This is a genomic window from Haloferax sp. Atlit-48N (assembly GCF_003383015.2).
Lineage (GTDB): Archaea > Halobacteriota > Halobacteria > Halobacteriales > Haloferacaceae > Haloferax > Haloferax volcanii.
On record NZ_CP137689.1, the window covers coordinates 406,789 to 422,959 of the forward strand.

A 16,171-nucleotide genomic window follows, 5' to 3' on the forward strand; every position below is an offset into this window, starting at 1 on the left:
CGCTCGACCGGAAAAAGTCGGGCGGGTGAGGCGTCACCTCGCCGCGTGAATCGCCCCCGAACATCGGGCTCACGCGACAAATCCTTTTTGGGGCTCGGTCGTGTACGTATATCTGTATGGGATTTGGGAGCTACGACGAGTCCGAACAAGGAGACCAGAACGTCGACTTCGACGAGGAAGACGGCGTCACGACGAGTGAGGAGAAACACGAGGGCGAGGTCGATTTCGAAATCGGCGCGTCCAACGACGAACTCCTCGACCGGCTCCAGGAGATTAAAGACGAGTGAAGTCGGGGTCTCGCGCCCTCGGGGTCGCGGAATCCTCTCCCGGGGCGGCGCGCGCACCCACAGACGACGCTGACGACGCTCATTTTTCCACAGACCCGTCTCCGGAGAGCGTCCTCTGCGGCGCGGTCGTCCGCGCCGACCGGGTCGTCGACGGCCTCGCCTTCGAGACGTGCGCCGTCGGCGGCGACGACGCGACCGACGCCATCGCCTCGTTGTACGACTCCCTCGACCGCGAGGACGTACGTTACCTGCTCGTCTCCGGCATCGCTCCGGCGTGGTTCAACCTCGTCGACATCGACCGCCTCGCCGCGGCCCTCGACCGCCCGGTCCTTTCAGTCTCTTTCGAGGAGAGCGAGGGGCTCGAACCCGCGCTCACCGAGCAGTTCTCGGGCGCGGCGCTCGACCGACGACTCGACACCTACCGCGCAGCTCCGCCCCGCCGACCCGTCGAGGTGAACGGGGAGACGGTGTTCGTCCGGGCCGCCGGCTGCGACGGCGACGAGGCCGCGCAAGTCGTCCGCGGCTTTACCCCGACCGGCGGCCGCCCCGAGCCGATTCGCGTGGCCCGGATGGCGGCCCGCGCCGCGCGACGCTTCGCCGGGGATTAAGCCGTCCCCGCCCTCGAACCGAGTATGGAACACATGGAGGGCCTCTGCGTGACGGGCTGTGAGCGATGCCCCGAACTCGTCGACTCGCGGAGTCGCATCGTCAACGGGGTCGGCCCCGACGACGCCGACCTGCTCTTCCTCGGTGAAGCGCCGGGCGCGAAGGAAGACGAGGGCGGCGAGCCGTTCGTGGGTCGCTCCGGCTCCGTGTTGGACGACGCGCTCCGCGAGGCCGGCCTCGCCCGCGCCGACGTTCGCATCACCAACTGCGTGCGGTGCCGCCCGCCGGACAACCGCGACCCGACGAGCGACGAACTGTCGAACTGCCGGGGCTACCTCGCCCGCGAACTCGAACTCGTCGACCCCGAACTCGTCGTCACGCTCGGAAAGGTGCCCTCCCAGCACCTGCTCGACCGCGGCGTCGCCATCACGAACGAGTCCGGGTCGGTCGTGGACGCCCGCGTCGGGGACGCCTCTTACCGCGTCCTCCTCTCCGTCCACCCCGCGGCGACGCTGTACGACCGGAGCCAACGCGAGGGCTTCTTCGAGACCATCGCGCGCGCCGCCGACCTCTCGGGGCTCGCGGACTCCGCGGACGGACAGGCCAGTCTCGGTGACTTCTGAGCGCGGCGCGGGCGGCCGGCGAAGAGGCGAGACGCGACCTCGTGGTGGCAGTCGGCGGCGACGACATGGGCGACGCTGTGAGACGCGGGGGAGCGATAAAAACCGAACCGCGGGTGCGTCACCGAGCGGGCGGACGCCTACTCCCAGATGGAGCGGGCCATCCGCTGCGGGAACTCGACGATGAGTTTGAGCAGGCTCGTCCCTTCCTCGTTGCCGCGGATGTACGACCGGACCCGCTGGCTCACGAACTCGACGGAGACGACGAGCATGAAGATGACGAGAATCGTCGCCATCATGTTCGTGTACCGGAACAGACCGCGCTGGGTCTGAAGCACCTGTCCGAGGCCGCCGCCGCCGATGAGTCCCATCGTGACGCCGATGCGGACGTTGATTTCGAGGATGTACATCGTCCACGCGATGAAGGGCGTAAAGACCTGCGAGAGCATCCCGAAGACGACCTTCTGGGGGCTGTTCGCGCCGGTCGACTCGATGGCCTCTATCGGTCCGTCCTCGACTTCTTCGAGGGCGTCCGTGAACAGGCGACCGAGGTTCCCCATCGTGTCGGTCCCGATGGCGAGCGTCGCCGTGAACGGCGAGACGCCGCCGAGGGGGATGTAGATGAGCGCCCACACCAGCGCCGGGATGGCGCGGATGACGCTCATCGTCCCGCGGAAGATGAAGTTGAAGGGGTACGGCGTCACGCGCTCGGAGCCGAGCACCCCGAGGATGAGCGCGCCGGGGATGCCGAGGACGGTCCCGGCGAACCCCATCGCGAACGTGACGAACACCGCGCCGAGAACGGGGTTCCCGTCCTGGAACTGGAGGAGGAGGTTCCGTTCTTGGATGAACGCCCAGTACTGGCTGACGTCGACGAAGGGGATGACGCCGAACAGCGTTCCCGGCGGGAAGAAGTCGCCCAGCGCGTCGGTGAACTCCGGCCAGTACTCGACGATTTCACCGATGGAAAAGCCGACCTCGCTCAGCGCGTTCGTGAAGAACCACGCGAAGAGGACGAGGACGACGATTGAAAACAGCAGTCTGACTCGCTTTGCAATCTGGATGTTCCGCAGCGCGTCCTCGATTCGGTCGGTATCAGTACTCATGTGACCTCGCTCCGCTCGTGGCGGCCGCGTTGTTTTCGGGCGGCTCGTCGGTCTGTTCTTCGCGGATGGCCTCCGTCTCGATGTCGCCGTAGATGCGGTCGATGACGTCGACGTCGAAGTCCTCGCGGTAGCCGTCGAAGACGATTTGTCCGTCTTTCATTCCGATGAACCGTTCGCCGAACTCGCGGGCGATGTTGACCTGATGGAGGCTCGCGATGGTGGTCAAGTCGCGCTCGTCGGCCGCGTCGCGGATGTACCGCATCACCGTCTCCGCGCTCGCGGGGTCGAGGCTCGCGACGGGTTCGTCCGCGAGCAGGAGGTTCGGGTTCTGGACCAGCGCGCGGGCGATGCCGACGCGCTGTTGCTGCCCGCCGCTCATCTTCCCGGCGCGCTGGTTGGCCTCGTCGAGCAGTCCGACGGTTTCGAGCGCGCGGAGCGCCTCCTGCTTGTCGTCGCCGTCGTACAGGCCGAGCAGGCTGCCGAGGAACGATGTCCGGCCGAGCGCCCCGGTGAGCGCGTTGCTGTACGCGCTCATCTGCCCGAGGATGTAGTGTTGCTGAAATATCATTGCCACGTCGTTTCGAGGCCCCATCACGTTCGCGTCGTCGATGGTAATCGACCCGCTCGTCGGGCGAGTGATTCCGTTGAGACAGCGGAGGAGGGTCGACTTCCCCGCCCCCGATTGCCCGAGGACGACGACGAACTCGCCGTCCGGGATAGTAAACGAGACGTCGTCGAGGGCCGTGACATCTCCGTAGGATTTGCTGAGGTTCGTTACTTCAATCGTACTCATTATCGTGTCTGTCGCGTCGCGTAGTTCGCGTGCGGTCGAACCGTTCGTCGGGTTGCGACCGCACGGTAGGGAATCAAAACCGCGGAGTCTCGCTCTTACTGTCCGAGCGTGACGCCGAGCTCGTCGAGGACTTCCTGAACGGGCGCGTAGTCGTCGACGGACCCCTGGTCGACCCCGGTAAACCAGAGCTGTTGGTCGTCTTCGAGGTCCTCGTTGATGAGGTCGTCTTCGGTCACGTTGAGCAGCGCCTCTTCGATGTCGTCGTACAGCCCTTGGTCCATGTCGGTGCGGCCGAGAATCGGGGCACGCGGGATGGGGTCGGAACACGACAGCAGTTGCAGTTCGGGCGACGCCGTTCCGAGGTCGCCGTCGTTTTCGGCCGACATGTCGAGGAACTGTTCGGGGAACTGGTCTTCCGGAACGTGCGGGGCCGTCGAGAACGCGCCCGTGCCCGCGGCGACGACGTCGTCGCGGTTGATGAGCGTCTCGCGGGCCGTCGCGTGGTCGGAGAACTGCGCCTCGAAGTCAACGGGGTTGCCGTCGGGTGCGCCGCCCGTGTCGAGGCCGGCCGTGCTCAGCATGGACAGCGGGAACAGCGACCCGCTCGTCGAGAGGCGGTCAGCGAACGCGACCGTCTCGCCTTCGAGGTCGGTCAGCTCTTCGATGTCGCTGTCGGGCGTCGTCGTGATGAGCGAGAAGTACCGCGAGGCCCCGTAGGCGATGCGGATGCCGATGACCTCGGTGATGCCCTCGTTCCCGCCCTGAATAGCGATTGCGGGGGCGGCGTCGGCGATGTCGGCCTGTCCGCTGTCGAGCGCCTGCAACACCGCCGCGTAGTCGGCCGCCACGGTGGATTCGACCGTGACGCCGACCTCGGACTCGATGTAGTTGAAAAGCGGCTGATACTGCGCTTCCACGTCCACGTCCGACTCGGCGGGCGTGAGCGCGAACATGATGGACTCCGGTGACGACTCGGTCGTAGTCGACGTCGTCGTCGCCTCGGTCTCCGAGGACGCTCCCGACTCCGTCGTGGTCGTCGTCGCTTCCGAGCTATCGTCGCCACCCGTACATCCACTGAGCGCCGTCAACCCCGCGACGCCAGTGATTCCTGCCGTTCTGATGAATTCTCGTCTACTCGCCATTGAACTCGTCTTGTAATTCCGACACTTGTTGTTAAGATTTGCTATTTTTTCTCTATATTCGTATTGAATAGAACCGGTGTTCTCAGGTTGACGGCGCTATCGCCCCTGCAAGCCCCCGTGGAGTCTTCGAGTTCGGACTTCGGACCCCTTCACGCGACGGGTCAGAGGCGTGCGGCAGGGTCGCGCGGCCGGTCTCCGACGGCTCCCGCGCGGAGCGCTCACCCCGAGGGAAAATCACTTTGCTGTCCTCTGCGGACGTTCGGTATGAGCACGACACAGCCGCCCGAGGAGACCCTCGCCGACGTGGTGATGGTCGACTACGGGCTCGGAAACCTCCGGAGCGCCATGCGCGGGCTCGAACGCGCGGGGGCGAACGTCGTCATCTCGGACGACCCCGCCGACTTCGACGACGCCGACGGCATCGTTCTCCCCGGCGTCGGCGCGTTCTCCGAGGGGATGGAAAACGCCGGACCGTTCCGCGAACCGCTCGCCGAGGCCGCCGCCGACGGGACGCCCGTCTTCGGCATCTGTCTCGGGATGCAGATGCTGCTTACCTCCTCCGAGGAGGCCGACCACGCCGGCGAGGGCGAAGTCGAGGGACTCGACTTCATCCCCGGCCGCAACGTCCGGTTCGACGAGGGACAGAAGGTCCCGCACATGGGCTGGAACGAACTCAACGTCCAGCGCGACCACCCGCTCGTCGAGGGCGTCGACGGCGAGTACGCCTACTTCGTCCACTCCTACTACGCCGACCCGGACGACGAGGGCGCGGTCGTCGCCTCGACCGACTACGGCGTGGCGTTCCCCGCGGTCGTCGCCAACGAGGCGGGCACCGTCTTCGGCACGCAGTTCCACCCCGAGAAGTCCGGCGAGACCGGGCTGACCATCCTCCGCAACTTCGTCGAGTTCTGCGCGGAGCGATAGGCCGAATCTGCCTGCCCCGACGGTCTTTTGTCGCCGCTTCGTGAAGGGGTGCCCATGCAGGCAGTCACGCTCGGTCCGGCGGGCACGTACTCCCATCGCGCCGCCCGCGCGGTCGCCGACGACGTCTCCTTCCGAGAATCGGTCACGTCTATCGTCCAAGCGGTCGCCGACGGGTCGTTCGAGCGCGGCGTCGTCCCCATCGAAAACAGCATCGAAGGGAGCGTCACCGAGAGCCTCGACGCCGTGGCGAACTCGGAGGTGAGCGTCGTCCAGGAAATCGTCACGCCCATCCGCCACGCGCTGTTGGCCCAGAGCGCGAACTTCGACGTCGTCGCCAGCCACTCCCAAGCGCTCGCGCAGTGTCGGACGTACCTCGAAGAGAACTACCCCGACGCGAAACTCGAAGCCGTCGCCAGCACGGCCCGCGGCGTCGAGCGCGCCCGCGCCGACCCGACGGTCGCGGGCATCGGCCACCCGGACAACGTCGGTGACGACCTCGAAATCATCGCCGAGGACATCCAAGACCAGTCGTCGAACGCCACCCGGTTCCTCGTCATCGGCCCCGAGTCCGCCCGCTCGGACGCCGGCGGCAAGAGTTCGCTCGTCGTCTACCCGAACGCGAACTACCCCGGTCTCCTCTTGGAACTGCTCGAAGCGTTCGCCGAACGCGACATCAACCTCTCGCGCATCGAGTCGCGGCCGAGCGGCAACCGCCTCGGTGACTACCTGTTCCACATCGACGCCGACGCCGGTCTCTACGAGGAGCGGATGCAAGGGGCGCTCGAAGAGGTGGAGGGCATCGCCAGCAACGGCTGGGTCCGCGTCCTCGGGTCGTACGACACCCGACACGTCCTGTACTGACGCCGTTTCGACGCCGAGACGCTCGCCCAGCGCCGCACCTCGCCGCGTCCACCCCGTCCCGCTCCGTCACGCCCGCTCGGTCGCTCTCAACGTGTGAGTCCGAGCACATCTTTCTTTGTCGTCGGCGACGTATCTAAACGCGTATGCAGCGAAACCCGTTCGACGAGATAGAAGACCTGTTCGACCGGATGGGCCGGTCGTTCGAGGAGTCCGGTATCGGTCGGTTCCAAGATATCTCCCTCGACGTCGTCGACGACGACGAGGCCATCGAGGTCGTCGCGGACCTCCCCGGCTTCGAGAAGGACGACCTCGACGTGAGCGTCAGCGGGCGGCGACTCACCATCGCGGCCGACCGCGAGGAGTCGAGCGAGGTCGACGACGAGCAGTACGTCCGCCGCGAGCGGAGTCAGCGCTCGGTCTCCCGGACGATTACGCTCCCCGCCGAAGTCGTGCGCGACGAGGTGACGGCGTCGTACAAAAACGGCGTCCTGACCGTGACGCTCCCGAAGGCCGAACCCGCGGGCGACGACTCGACCGAAATCGACATCGAGTGACGCGGCTCATCTTTTGAATACCGGCGCTCTGGCTCCCGAGCCGTGCGAACTGCTATCCACGTTCCGGCAACGATTATCTCCTCAGACGGCGTCTATGACCCTCGGTGAAAACACACATGATGCGACGTTCCAACCCCTTCGACGACTTCGAGGAACTGTTCGAGCGAATGTCCCGCCAGTTCGACGAGATGGGACGCCAGTTCGACCGCTCGGGCATGATGGCGCAGGTCCGCCACGAGATGGCCATCGACGTCACCGACCACGACGGTGAAATCGTCGTCACGGTCGACCTCCCCGGCTACGAGAAATCGGACATCGCCCTGTCGGTCGCCAACCGCACGCTGACCGTCGAGGCGACGCGCGAACTCGACGCGGAACGCGCCGACGGCGAGTATCTGCGCCGCGAGCGCCGCCACGAGTCCGCCCGCCGCACGATTCACCTCCCCGAGACGGTCGACGAGGACGGCGCGTCCGCCAGCTACCACAACGGCGTGCTGACGGTCACGCTCCCCAAACACGACGCCGAACCCGACGACTCCCGCCGCATCGACATCGACTGAGCGGGCGTCGTCGCTCGCACGCGTCTCTGACACGCCGCCCGCGATGGGTCCCCTCGTGGTGGGTGTTCCCCGTTTTCGTTTCTCTGTCTCCGTTTCACGACTCGATTTTCTCGGGCCCCTCCCGTGCCATTGTGAGGCAATTTCTGCCGCAATCAGACAGCCGCGCAAGTCGAGTATAGGAGTTATTTTAGGCCGGGGTACCACTACCACGGATATGGACTACGACCCGCAGGAACTCGAAGCGCGTTGGCGGGAGCGCTGGTCCGAGTCCGGCCGATACGAGGCCGACCCGGACGCAGACGCCGACGACGCGACGTTCGTGACCGTGCCTTATCCGTACCCCAGCGGCGGGATGCACATCGGGCACGCGCGGACGTACACCGTTCCCGACGTGTACGCTCGCTACCGACGCCAGCAGGGCGACAACGTCCTGTTTCCCATCGCGTGGCACGTCACCGGCACGCCGATTATCGGCGCGGTCGAGCGCCTGCAAAACCGCGAGGAGAAACAGCTCTCGGTGCTGACAGACACCTACAACGTCCCCGAGGACACGCTTTCTGATCTCGAATCGCCCATGGGCTGGGCGCGGTACTTCATCGAGGAACACTACAAGAAGGGGATGCAGTCGCTCGGCCTGTCGGTGGACTGGCGGCGCGAGTTCACCACCAACAACGAGCGCTACTCGAAGTTCGTCGAGTGGCAGTACCGGACGCTCCGCGACCGCGGGCGACTGGAGAAGGGTCTCCACCCCGTCAAGTTCTGTACGAACGAGGAACAGCCGGTCACGACCCACGACCTGCTGGAAGGCGAGAACGCGGAGTTCCAGGAGTACACGCTGGTCCGCTTCGGCTGGGACCGAGACGGCGGCGACGTGGTCGTCCCGATGGCGACGCTTCGCCCCGAGACGGTCCACGGCGTGACCAACGCCTACATCGACCCCGAGGCGACCTACGTGGTCGCGGAAGTCGACGGCGAGACGTGGTTCGTCTCCGACTACGCGGCCGACAAACTCGAATATCAGGCCCGCGACGTGGAGATTCTCGAAACCGTCGAGGGTGCCGAACTCGTCGGCCAGACGGTCGAAAACCCCGTCACCGGCGACGACGTGCTCGTCCTGCCCGCCGACTTCGTCGACGCCGACAACGCGACGGGCGTCGTCATGTCCGTCCCGGCCCACAGCCCCGACGACTACGTGGCGCTCCAGGAGGCCAAAGCCGACACCGACTACCTCGAATCGTTCGGCATCGACCCCGCCGACGTGGCCGCCATCGAGCCGATTCCGATTCTCGACGTCGACTCCGAGGACGACACCTACGGCGAGATTCCCGCGAAGTCGGCCGTCGAGAACCGCGGTATCGAGTCCTCCGACGACCCCGCGCTCGAAAAGGCGACGAAGGACCTCTACAACAAGGAGTTCCACGCGGGTCGGCTCAAGGAGTTCTACGGCGACTACGCCGGCGGCCTCGTCGAGGAGGTCCGCGACGACTTCAAGGCCGACGGCGTCGAGGCCGGCCAGTTCGACGTGATGCAGGAGTTCTCCGAGGAGGTCGTCTGTCGCTGCGGCGGCGACGTCGTCGTCGCGGAACAGGACACTTGGTTCCTCTCGTACGACGACGAGGACTGGAAGGAACTCGCCCACGACGTGGCCGACGGGCTGGACGCCATCCCCGAGAACACTCGCGACGAGTACCACCACACCATCGACTGGCTCAACGGGTGGCCGTGTATCCGCAACTACGGCCTCGGCACCCGCCTGCCGTGGGACGACCAGTTCGTCATCGAGCCCCTCTCGGACTCGACTATCTACATGGCGTACTACACCATCGCCCACCGCCTGCAGGAGATTCCGACCGAGGAGCTCACCCAGGAGTTCTTCGACGCGCTGTTCTACGGCCCCGACGCGGTCGACGACGCCCCCGAGAAGGCGCTCGACCTGCGCGAGGAGTGGAACTACTGGTACCCCGTCGACTATCGGTTCTCAGGTAACGACCTCATCACGAACCACCTGACGTTCTACCAGTTCCACCACGGCGAACTGTTCGACGAGCCGGAGTGGCCGCAGGGTATCGTCATCATGGGCATGGGCCTGCTCGAAGGCGAGAAGATGTCGTCGTCGAAGGGCCACGTCGTCCTCCCCGGCGAGGCCATCGGCGAGTACGGCGCGGACACCGTCCGTTTCTTCCTGCTCAACTCCGCCGAACCGTGGCAGGACTACGACTGGCGCGACGACCTCGTCGGCTCGGTCCACGACCAACTGGAACGCTTCTGGAACCGCGCGCAGGAGATTATCACCGACCCCGGTCCGGACGACCAGCCCGACCTGGAGACGGTCGACCGCTGGCTCCTGTCGAAGCTGCAAGACACCGTCCGCGACGTGACGACCGCGATGGACGAAGCCGAGACGCGTTCGGCCAGTCAGGCGGCGTTCTACAACTTCGAGGAGTCGCTGCGGTGGTACCGCCGCCGGACCGACCTCGACCGCCCGGCCGCCAAGTGGACGCTCCGGACGGTCCTCGAAACCCGGCTGCGCCTGCTCGCGCCCTTTATCCCGTTCATGACGAACGAGCTGCACGAGCAGTTGACCGGCACGCCCGCCGAGGACGCGCCGTGGCCCGAGCCGGACGAGAGCTTCGAGGACGAGTCGGTCGAACTCGAAGAGCGACAGGTCGAGCGCCTGACCGAGGACGTCCGCGACATCATCGACGTGACCGATTCCGACCCCGACACCATCCGTGTGTACGTCGCCGCCGACTGGAAGCGCGACGTGTTCGAGACGGTCGTCGACAACGGCGACAACGTCGGCGCAATCATGGGACAGGTCATGCAGGACCCCGACCTGCGCGAGCGGGGTAACGACGTGAACGACCTCGTGCAGGACCTCGTCGACCAGACCCGCGGCCGCGACGAATCGACGCTCCGCGCCCAACTCGAACTGGACGAGGCCGATACCTACGAGCGCGCCGCCGACTTCCTCGCCCGCGAGTTCGACGCCGCGGTCGAGGTGTTCGCGGAAGACGACGACGACATCGTCGACCCGGGCGACCGCGCCTCGAAGGCGATTCCGTTCCGCCCCGCGGTCCACCTCGAATAGTCCGGCGCGTCTCGGCGCGCCGCGACCGAAACGCCGCGATTCGCCCGACCCGCGACGCGGCTCTCGGGGCGACCGCTCCTCTCCGTCGCTCGATTTATCCTCTAGCCGAACTAACAGTATCGTATGAGCGAAGACGACTCGTCGAGCCTCGCACGGAAGGCCTACCACACCGTCACGCCGGGGTCGCACATGCGACCCGACAGCGAGATGGACTCCATCGGGTGGACGATGTTTCTCATCCTCGTCGTCCTGTTAGTCCCGTTTCTGCCCTTCATCGCCATCGTCTACGTCCTCTCGAAGGTGTTCGGCTACCTCAACGCGCAGCGCGGGCCGAGCCCGTAGCCCGGGAACTTGAGCCGAAAAGAAAGATGAATGCCAGCCGCGTCGCGTCGAGCGGCCTCACTCGGCGAGACCGAGGAGGTCGAACGCGTAGCCGTTGTCGTTTTCGAAGGCGTGCTCGTAGGCGACGTGCGCCGCCGCCACGTCCTGAATCGCGAGTCCCGTCGAGTCGAAGACGCTGATGCCGTCGGCGTCGGTGCGGCCGTCGAGGTTGCCGAGGACGATGTCACCGATTGCGCCGTAGATGTCGTCGTCGGTGAGGACGCCCTCGTGGTACGGGACGTTGATTTCGCCGGAGTGGGTGGTCTGGGCGTGGTCGTCGATGACGAGCTTGGCGTCCAACAGCACCTCGTCGGCGAGTTCGTGTTTGCCCTCGGCGTCGGCACCCATCGCGTTGATGTGGGTGTGGTCACCGACCGCCTCGCGCGGGACGATGGGCGACTCGACGGGAGTCACGGTCGACAGCACGTCACAGCTCGCGGCCTCCTCGATGGAGCCGGCGCGGATGTCGAACTCGTCTTCGAAGGCGTCGATGAAGTCGGCGACGCGTTCTTCGTCGAGGTCGGAGACGACGACCTCCTCGATGTCGCGGACCTCGCTGATGGCGCGAAGCTGCGTGTACGACTGGACGCCCGCGCCGACGATGCCCATCGAGGACGCGTCCTCCACGGCGAGGTGGTCGGTGGCGACGGCCGCGGCCGCGCCGGTGCGGAGCATCGTGAGCTCCGTCCCGTCGAGCAGCGCCAGCGGGAAGGCGTTCTCGGGGTCGGAGTAGATCATCGTGCCCATGACGGTGGGCAGGTCGTACTTGTCGCCGTTGTCGGGGTGGACGTTGACCCACTTGATGCCCGCGGCGTCCCAGTCGCCGGCGTCCAGATAGGCGGGCATCGACCGGAAGTCGCCGTTGTACTGCGGCAGGTCGATGTAGGACTTCGGCGGCATCTGGGCGTCGCCGGACTCGTAGGCGGCGAAGGCGTCCTCGATGGCCGAGATGAGCTCCGGCATCTGGACGTTCTCGTGAACGTCGTCCTTGTTCAACAGCAGCGTCTTGCGCATGGAGACACGTTGCCGTACCTGCTACTTAGTTCGTTCTATTTCTGAACACAACTGCAAGTGTATCTTGAAAAGTGAGAGAATTATCCAACTTCTGAGTGGCGGGTGAGTCGGAACGGTCGGCTCCCCTCGGACTGTCGGGAAGTCGTAGTCGGCGCGAGTCGGTTGGTCTCCGCCGCGTGCCGCCATTCGGACGCCGTAGCCGCGGCTCTCCGGCCGTCTGGGACGCTCGCTAAAATAACGTGGTCTGTCGCGCGGCAGGCGTCGGGGGATGGGGGTGTGAAGGCGTTAGCCGATTTTCACATCGCGCCGCCCATACCGCCCATGCCGCCCATGCCACCCATGCCGCCGGGTGCGCCGCCCTCTTCGTCGTCGTCGCCGCCGGTGGAGAGGTCACCGGCCGCGATGATGTCGTCGATCTTGAGGACGAGGTTCGCGGCTTCGGAGGCGGAGGCGACGGCCTGCTCTTTGGCGTGGGCCGTCTCGACGACGCCGGCGTCGAAGGCGTCTTCGACCTCGCCGGTGAAGACGTTCAGCCCGGCGCGGACCTGCCCGTCTTCGTGGGCCGCACGGAGGTCGACGAGCGTGTCGATGGAGTCGAGACCGGCGTTCTCGGCGAGCACGCGCGGGACGAGTTCGAGCGCGTCGGCGTACGCCTCGACGGCGAGCTGCTCGCGCCCGGAGACGGAGTCGGCGTAGTTGCGGAGGCGCGAGGCGAGTTCGACCTCGATAGCGCCGCCGCCGGCGAGCACGCGGCCGTCAGCGACCGTCGAGGCGACGACGTCGAGAGCGTCCTGAACGCCGCGTTCGAGCTCGTCGACCACGTGGTCGGTGGAGCCGCGGAGCAGGAGCGTGACGCCGTGGACGTCGTCGCCGATGCCCTCGACGTAGAACAGCTCGTCGGCCTCGTCGCGGCGGACGGAGGCGCGACCGAGGTCGGCGGCCTCGATGGAGTCGAGGTCGGAGACGACCGCCGCACCGGTGATGTTCTTGAGGAAGCGGATGTCGGACTTCTTCGTCCGACGGACCGCGAGGATGCCCTGCTTCGCGAGGTAGTGCTGAGCGAGGTCGTCGATGCCCTTCTGGCAGAAGACCACGTCAGCGCCGGAGTCGACAATCTGGTCGACCTTCTGCTTCAGCTGGGCCTCCTCCTGGTCGAGGAACTTCTGGAGCTGGTCGGGGCTCTCGATGGAGACGTTCGTGTCGATGTCGGTCTCCTCGACCTCGACGGGCTCGTTGAGCAGCAGCACGTCGGCCTCGTCGAACTGGACCGGCATGTCGTCGTGGACGGGGTCCTTGTCGATGACGGCGCCGGTGAGGAGTTCGGACTCGGACGCCGAGCGGCCGGTCTGCGTCTCGATGGAGACGTTTTCGAGGTCGACGACGTGGGAACCGTCGTTGGCTTCCACGGTGACCTGCCGGACGGCGCGGACGATGAGGTCCGCGAGAAGCTCCTTGTTGAGCTCGGAGCTCTTGCCCGTCATGGAGGTCTCGGCGACCTTCTTCAGGAGTTCCTCGTCGTCGGGGTCGACGCGCTCCGCGATGTCGTCGATTTCCTCGCGCGCCTTCTCGGAGGCGAGGTTGAAGCCGCGGATGATGGCCGTCGGGTGGATGTCCTGTTCGAGGAGGTCCTCGGCGTTCTTCAGGAGTTCACCCGCGATGGCGACCGCCGTCGTCGTTCCGTCGCCGGCTTCGTCCTCCTGCGTCTCGGCGACTTCGACGATCATCTCGGCCGTCGGGTTGTCGATGTCCATCTCCTTGAGGATGGTGACGCCGTCGTTCGTGATGGTGACGTCGCCCATCGAGTCGACGAGCATCTTGTCCATCCCTTTGGGGCCGAGTGTGGAACGTACCGCCTCGGCGACTGCTCGTGCGGCGCGGATGTTGTACTCCTGCGCGTCGCGGTCCTTGACGCGCTGTGCATCCTCGCCCATGATGATCATCGGCTGACCCTGCTGCATTCGCTGGCTCATAGACAGGCCTTGATTGTTTGTGATTCTATAAAAAAGCTTCGCCGGCGAATCGAAGGACGGAATCCGAGCGCTCGCCGTGTACTCCCGATAATCGCGCGACTGAGCCCGTCTTCGATGTGTTCGAGGGCAAAGTATGGTACGCTATTTCACACCACAATTTGTCCCCGGTCGAACCGCTTTATACGCTACTCTTCGACCGGCTCTTTCCAGTGGACCGTCACCGTCCCGACGGCGAACGCGTCGTTCCCCTCGTCGTCGCGGACGACCCGGATGGTGTTCGTCCCTTCGACGAGGCTCGCGCCCGTGACGGTGTCGACCCAGTACTGCCAGCCGTCGCCCGGCGGGATATCGAACCCCGAAAGCGGGTCGCCGTTGATTCGAATCTCGTGGCCGTACTCGCCCACGTCGAACGCCTGGATGCCGAGATACGGCTCTCTGGGGTCGTCGGTCGGCACGTCGAATTCGAACGTCTCCGTCTCGTCTCCGGCGTCGTCCGCCCAGTCGAGGTCCAGCGTCTCGCCTTCGGGGTGGAGGTGCGAGCCGATGAACACGGTCGCGTAGTTCGCGCGGTGGTGCACGCTCACACGTTCTGCTGCGCCCGATAAAAATTCGCGTGGTCGGAGGTCGTGTCGGCCGCGCCGTCAGTCGTCTTCGGGGAGTTCGTCCGCGAGGAACTCGCCGTCGGCGTCGTCGCTCGCGGCGTCGAGCGGGGGCTCGTCGTCGTCTCCGTCTAACACCGATAACTCGCGTTCGTACAGCCGCTCGGTGAGTTGGGTCCGCTTGTTGAGGCCCTTCTTCTCGCGGCCGGTCTTGGTGTCAGGCATTGTCAATCGTGGTATCGTATCCCATGGGGATGAATGTTTTGTCCGAACAGTTGATACGGTCGGGTCTGTGGTGGTGCCTTGGGTCGCGTCGAACTAGGGGTGCCCTGCCAGTTTCGACGTACCTTGTTCTTGGCGGGTGGTGGGATAGACTCCGCCGACGGTTCCCGCCGTCCGGCGATTGAAAGAGAAACTATGTGCTTCGGGCGCGAAGGGCAGGGTTCGACTCGGTGTGCTCGGTTCGGGTCGGGGTCGCAGATGTAGCTTTCCAGAGAAGCACCAGAAGCGGGAGTTGAACCTCGGTCGCTCCGCTCACTCCGTTCGCTTCGCTCCGTAGTTCAATTCCCTCTCGGAAACGCTTCACGAAAACTGCCACCGCGATGCGCCGAGACGCATCGCTCGGAGTGTAGTTTTCAGAGAAGCGCCAGGAGAGGGATTTGAACCCCCGATCCCAGAGGGAACACGCTTTCCAGGCGTGCGCCTTACCGCTCGGCCATCCTGGCTTACAACGCAACGTTCCCGCCTGGATAATTTAAGCCCTTCCTTTCCGTTCGAGTCGCGGTTCGATGACGTATGTCACAGACGCGACCGCGACGCCGGACGCGACCGCCACCGCGGCGACTGCCCCGAACGACGCGTCGATGCCGAGTCCGAGGAGGACCGCGCCCTGCGCGAGGACGCCCACGAGGAGGAGGCTCGCTGCGCCCCACGCCAGCGCGGACCGGACGCGGCGGGCCACGTTACTCCTCGTCGACGACGGCGACGGCCTCGATTTCGACGCCGACGCCCTTCGGCAGGTTGCCGACCTCGACCGCCGAGCGGGCCGGCGGCTCCTCGTCGAAGTAGGTCGCGTACGTCTCGTTCATCTCGTCGAAGTCGTCGATGTCGGCGAGGAACACCGTCGTCTTCAGCACGTCGGTCGCGTCCGCGCCGGCCTCCGCGAGGATGGCCATCACGTTGTCGAGCGACTGCGTCGTCTGCGTCGCGATGTCCTCGTCGTCGAGGAGTTCGCCGTCCGGCGTCAGCGGAATCTGTCCCGCCGTGTAGAGCAGCGAGCCGTTGGTCGTCGCCTGACTGTACGCGCCGACCGCGGCCGGCGCTTCGTCGGTTTCGATGACGCGCTTCATACGCGGTGGATTTCGCCACGACGTGATAAAATAGGGTGGAACGTCCGGGTCCGCGGCGGGACCTCCCCGCCGCGGTCCGTCGGGTTACACCGACTTGCCGGAGAGGCTGATGCCGGTCGTGAGCACGCCCGAGGCGAACAACAGCCCCATCCCGAGGGCGGTGACCACGTCGCCGTCTCGGAGCGCGAACCCCGCGACGGCGACGCTGACGACGACCAGTCCGAGGCCGAGGAGAGTCAGCGGTTTAGTGAGCGATTCGGCGGTGGGTTCGGTGTTGGGGAGCGTAGCCATGGGTGGATTGGTTGGTAGTGGGT

Annotated in this window: 19 protein-coding genes and 1 tRNA gene; 9 read left to right on the forward strand and 11 right to left on the reverse strand. The window is 65.8% G+C overall.

Going from position 1 to position 16,171, the window contains the following annotated elements; genetic code table 11:
* The first annotated feature begins 116 nt into the window (after nt 1-116).
* The 3 genes from DEQ67_RS02265 to DEQ67_RS02275 are packed head-to-tail and all read left to right on the forward strand — an operon-like array spanning nt 117 to nt 1,516.
* The gene (locus DEQ67_RS02265) at nt 117-287 is read left to right on the forward strand and encodes a DUF5786 family protein (RefSeq protein WP_004044482.1); all 171 of its coding nucleotides are present in this window, start codon (nt 117-119) and stop codon (nt 285-287) included.
* A complete protein-coding gene (locus DEQ67_RS02270; protein WP_006600722.1) occupies nt 284-895 on the forward strand; it encodes a DUF99 family protein in 612 nt (203 codons plus the stop codon). The genes DEQ67_RS02265 and DEQ67_RS02270 overlap by 4 nt, the downstream gene beginning before the upstream one ends.
* A 24-nt stretch (nt 896-919) precedes the next feature.
* A complete protein-coding gene (locus tag DEQ67_RS02275; protein WP_004044480.1) occupies nt 920-1,516 on the forward strand; it encodes a uracil-DNA glycosylase in 597 nt (198 codons plus the stop codon).
* A gap of 137 nt (nt 1,517-1,653) precedes the next feature.
* Here the strand turns inward: DEQ67_RS02275 and phnE are convergent, their stop codons facing one another.
* From phnE to DEQ67_RS02290, 3 genes are all read right to left on the reverse strand, one after another.
* Nucleotides 1,654-2,619, reverse strand: coding sequence for a phosphonate ABC transporter, permease protein PhnE (gene phnE, locus DEQ67_RS02280; RefSeq protein ID WP_004065296.1), 966 nt, complete (start codon nt 2,617-2,619; stop codon nt 1,654-1,656).
* Complete coding sequence (phnC, locus tag DEQ67_RS02285; protein ID WP_006600721.1) at nt 2,609-3,412, reverse strand: phosphonate ABC transporter ATP-binding protein; 804 nt, start codon at nt 3,410-3,412, stop codon at nt 2,609-2,611. The genes phnE and phnC overlap by 11 nt, the downstream gene beginning before the upstream one ends.
* Nucleotides 3,413-3,507: 95 nt before the next feature.
* Complete coding sequence (locus DEQ67_RS02290) at nt 3,508-4,365, reverse strand: PhnD/SsuA/transferrin family substrate-binding protein (protein WP_233506019.1); 858 nt, start codon at nt 4,363-4,365, stop codon at nt 3,508-3,510.
* A 453-nt stretch (nt 4,366-4,818) separates the two neighbouring features.
* Between DEQ67_RS02290 and hisH the strand changes: the two genes are divergently transcribed.
* The 6 genes from hisH to DEQ67_RS02320 all read left to right on the forward strand — a co-directional run bounded on the left by hisH (nt 4,819) and on the right by DEQ67_RS02320 (nt 10,886).
* The gene (hisH, locus tag DEQ67_RS02295; RefSeq protein ID WP_004044475.1) at nt 4,819-5,478 is read left to right on the forward strand and encodes an imidazole glycerol phosphate synthase subunit HisH; all 660 of its coding nucleotides are present in this window, start codon (nt 4,819-4,821) and stop codon (nt 5,476-5,478) included.
* A gap of 54 nt (nt 5,479-5,532) precedes the next feature.
* Nucleotides 5,533-6,339, forward strand: a complete 807-nt coding sequence (gene pheA, locus DEQ67_RS02300) for a prephenate dehydratase (protein WP_115891388.1) — start codon at nt 5,533-5,535, stop codon at nt 6,337-6,339.
* Between the two features lie 143 nt (nt 6,340-6,482).
* Complete coding sequence (hsp14, locus tag DEQ67_RS02305) at nt 6,483-6,893, forward strand: archaeal heat shock protein Hsp14 (RefSeq protein ID WP_008605294.1); 411 nt, start codon at nt 6,483-6,485, stop codon at nt 6,891-6,893.
* A gap of 116 nt (nt 6,894-7,009) precedes the next feature.
* Nucleotides 7,010-7,453 carry an archaeal heat shock protein Hsp14 gene (gene hsp14 / locus DEQ67_RS02310; RefSeq protein ID WP_115860478.1) on the forward strand — a complete coding sequence of 148 codons (444 nt, stop codon included), beginning with the start codon at nt 7,010-7,012 and terminating at the stop codon, nt 7,451-7,453.
* A gap of 214 nt (nt 7,454-7,667) precedes the next feature.
* Nucleotides 7,668-10,544, forward strand: coding sequence for a leucine--tRNA ligase (gene leuS, locus DEQ67_RS02315; RefSeq protein ID WP_115860476.1), 2,877 nt, complete (start codon nt 7,668-7,670; stop codon nt 10,542-10,544).
* 123 nt (nt 10,545-10,667) lie between these two features.
* On the forward strand, nt 10,668-10,886 hold the full coding sequence (locus DEQ67_RS02320; RefSeq protein WP_004044470.1) for a DUF7535 family protein: 219 nt from the start codon (nt 10,668-10,670) through the stop codon (nt 10,884-10,886).
* A gap of 57 nt (nt 10,887-10,943) precedes the next feature.
* On the opposite strand, the gene DEQ67_RS02325 is transcribed toward DEQ67_RS02320, so the two are convergent.
* The 8 genes from DEQ67_RS02325 to DEQ67_RS02360 all read right to left on the reverse strand — a co-directional run bounded on the left by DEQ67_RS02325 (nt 10,944) and on the right by DEQ67_RS02360 (nt 16,148).
* Nucleotides 10,944-11,939: an ornithine cyclodeaminase family protein gene (locus DEQ67_RS02325; RefSeq protein ID WP_004065291.1), complete on the reverse strand. Its 996-nt coding sequence runs from the start codon at nt 11,937-11,939 to the stop codon at nt 10,944-10,946.
* A 296-nt stretch (nt 11,940-12,235) separates the two neighbouring features.
* Entirely contained in the window at nt 12,236-13,879 is a 1,644-nt protein-coding gene (gene thsB / locus DEQ67_RS02330; protein ID WP_004065290.1) for a thermosome subunit beta, read from the reverse strand.
* A gap of 215 nt (nt 13,880-14,094) precedes the next feature.
* Complete coding sequence (locus tag DEQ67_RS02335) at nt 14,095-14,487, reverse strand: DUF7383 domain-containing protein (RefSeq protein WP_008606282.1); 393 nt, start codon at nt 14,485-14,487, stop codon at nt 14,095-14,097.
* A gap of 63 nt (nt 14,488-14,550) precedes the next feature.
* Nucleotides 14,551-14,733: a hypothetical protein gene (locus tag DEQ67_RS02340; protein ID WP_004044465.1), complete on the reverse strand. Its 183-nt coding sequence runs from the start codon at nt 14,731-14,733 to the stop codon at nt 14,551-14,553.
* 419 nt (nt 14,734-15,152) lie between these two features.
* Nucleotides 15,153-15,233, reverse strand: a tRNA-Ser gene (locus tag DEQ67_RS02345).
* Between the two features lie 29 nt (nt 15,234-15,262).
* Nucleotides 15,263-15,469: a hypothetical protein gene (locus DEQ67_RS02350; protein ID WP_008577134.1), complete on the reverse strand. Its 207-nt coding sequence runs from the start codon at nt 15,467-15,469 to the stop codon at nt 15,263-15,265.
* Nucleotide 15,470: 1 nt separating this feature from the next.
* Nucleotides 15,471-15,857, reverse strand: coding sequence for a Rid family detoxifying hydrolase (locus DEQ67_RS02355; protein WP_004044463.1), 387 nt, complete (start codon nt 15,855-15,857; stop codon nt 15,471-15,473).
* 84 nt (nt 15,858-15,941) lie between these two features.
* Nucleotides 15,942-16,148, reverse strand: a complete 207-nt coding sequence (locus DEQ67_RS02360) for a hypothetical protein (RefSeq protein WP_004044462.1) — start codon at nt 16,146-16,148, stop codon at nt 15,942-15,944.
* Between the last annotated feature and the right edge of the window lie 23 nt (nt 16,149-16,171).

Coding starts and splice junctions, on each gene's coding strand:
- DEQ67_RS02265 (WP_004044482.1), top strand. CDS start 117: ATGGGATTTGGGAGCTACGACGAGTCCGAACAAGGAGACCAGAACGTC.
- DEQ67_RS02275 (WP_004044480.1), top strand. CDS start 920: ATGGAACACATGGAGGGCCTCTGCGTGACGGGCTGTGAGCGATGCCCC.
- phnE (WP_004065296.1), bottom strand. CDS start 2,619: ATGAGTACTGATACCGACCGAATCGAGGACGCGCTGCGGAACATCCAG.
- phnC (WP_006600721.1), bottom strand. CDS start 3,412: ATGAGTACGATTGAAGTAACGAACCTCAGCAAATCCTACGGAGATGTC.
- DEQ67_RS02290 (WP_233506019.1), bottom strand. CDS start 4,365: ATGTTCGCGCTCACGCCCGCCGAGTCGGACGTGGACGTGGAAGCGCAG.
- hisH (WP_004044475.1), top strand. CDS start 4,819: ATGAGCACGACACAGCCGCCCGAGGAGACCCTCGCCGACGTGGTGATG.
- pheA (WP_115891388.1), top strand. CDS start 5,533: ATGCAGGCAGTCACGCTCGGTCCGGCGGGCACGTACTCCCATCGCGCC.
- hsp14 (WP_008605294.1), top strand. CDS start 6,483: ATGCAGCGAAACCCGTTCGACGAGATAGAAGACCTGTTCGACCGGATG.
- hsp14 (WP_115860478.1), top strand. CDS start 7,010: ATGATGCGACGTTCCAACCCCTTCGACGACTTCGAGGAACTGTTCGAG.
- leuS (WP_115860476.1), top strand. CDS start 7,668: ATGGACTACGACCCGCAGGAACTCGAAGCGCGTTGGCGGGAGCGCTGG.
- DEQ67_RS02320 (WP_004044470.1), top strand. CDS start 10,668: ATGAGCGAAGACGACTCGTCGAGCCTCGCACGGAAGGCCTACCACACC.
- DEQ67_RS02325 (WP_004065291.1), bottom strand. CDS start 11,939: ATGCGCAAGACGCTGCTGTTGAACAAGGACGACGTTCACGAGAACGTC.
- thsB (WP_004065290.1), bottom strand. CDS start 13,879: ATGATCATCATGGGCGAGGATGCACAGCGCGTCAAGGACCGCGACGCG.
- DEQ67_RS02340 (WP_004044465.1), bottom strand. CDS start 14,733: ATGCCTGACACCAAGACCGGCCGCGAGAAGAAGGGCCTCAACAAGCGG.
- DEQ67_RS02355 (WP_004044463.1), bottom strand. CDS start 15,857: ATGAAGCGCGTCATCGAAACCGACGAAGCGCCGGCCGCGGTCGGCGCG.
- DEQ67_RS02360 (WP_004044462.1), bottom strand. CDS start 16,148: ATGGCTACGCTCCCCAACACCGAACCCACCGCCGAATCGCTCACTAAA.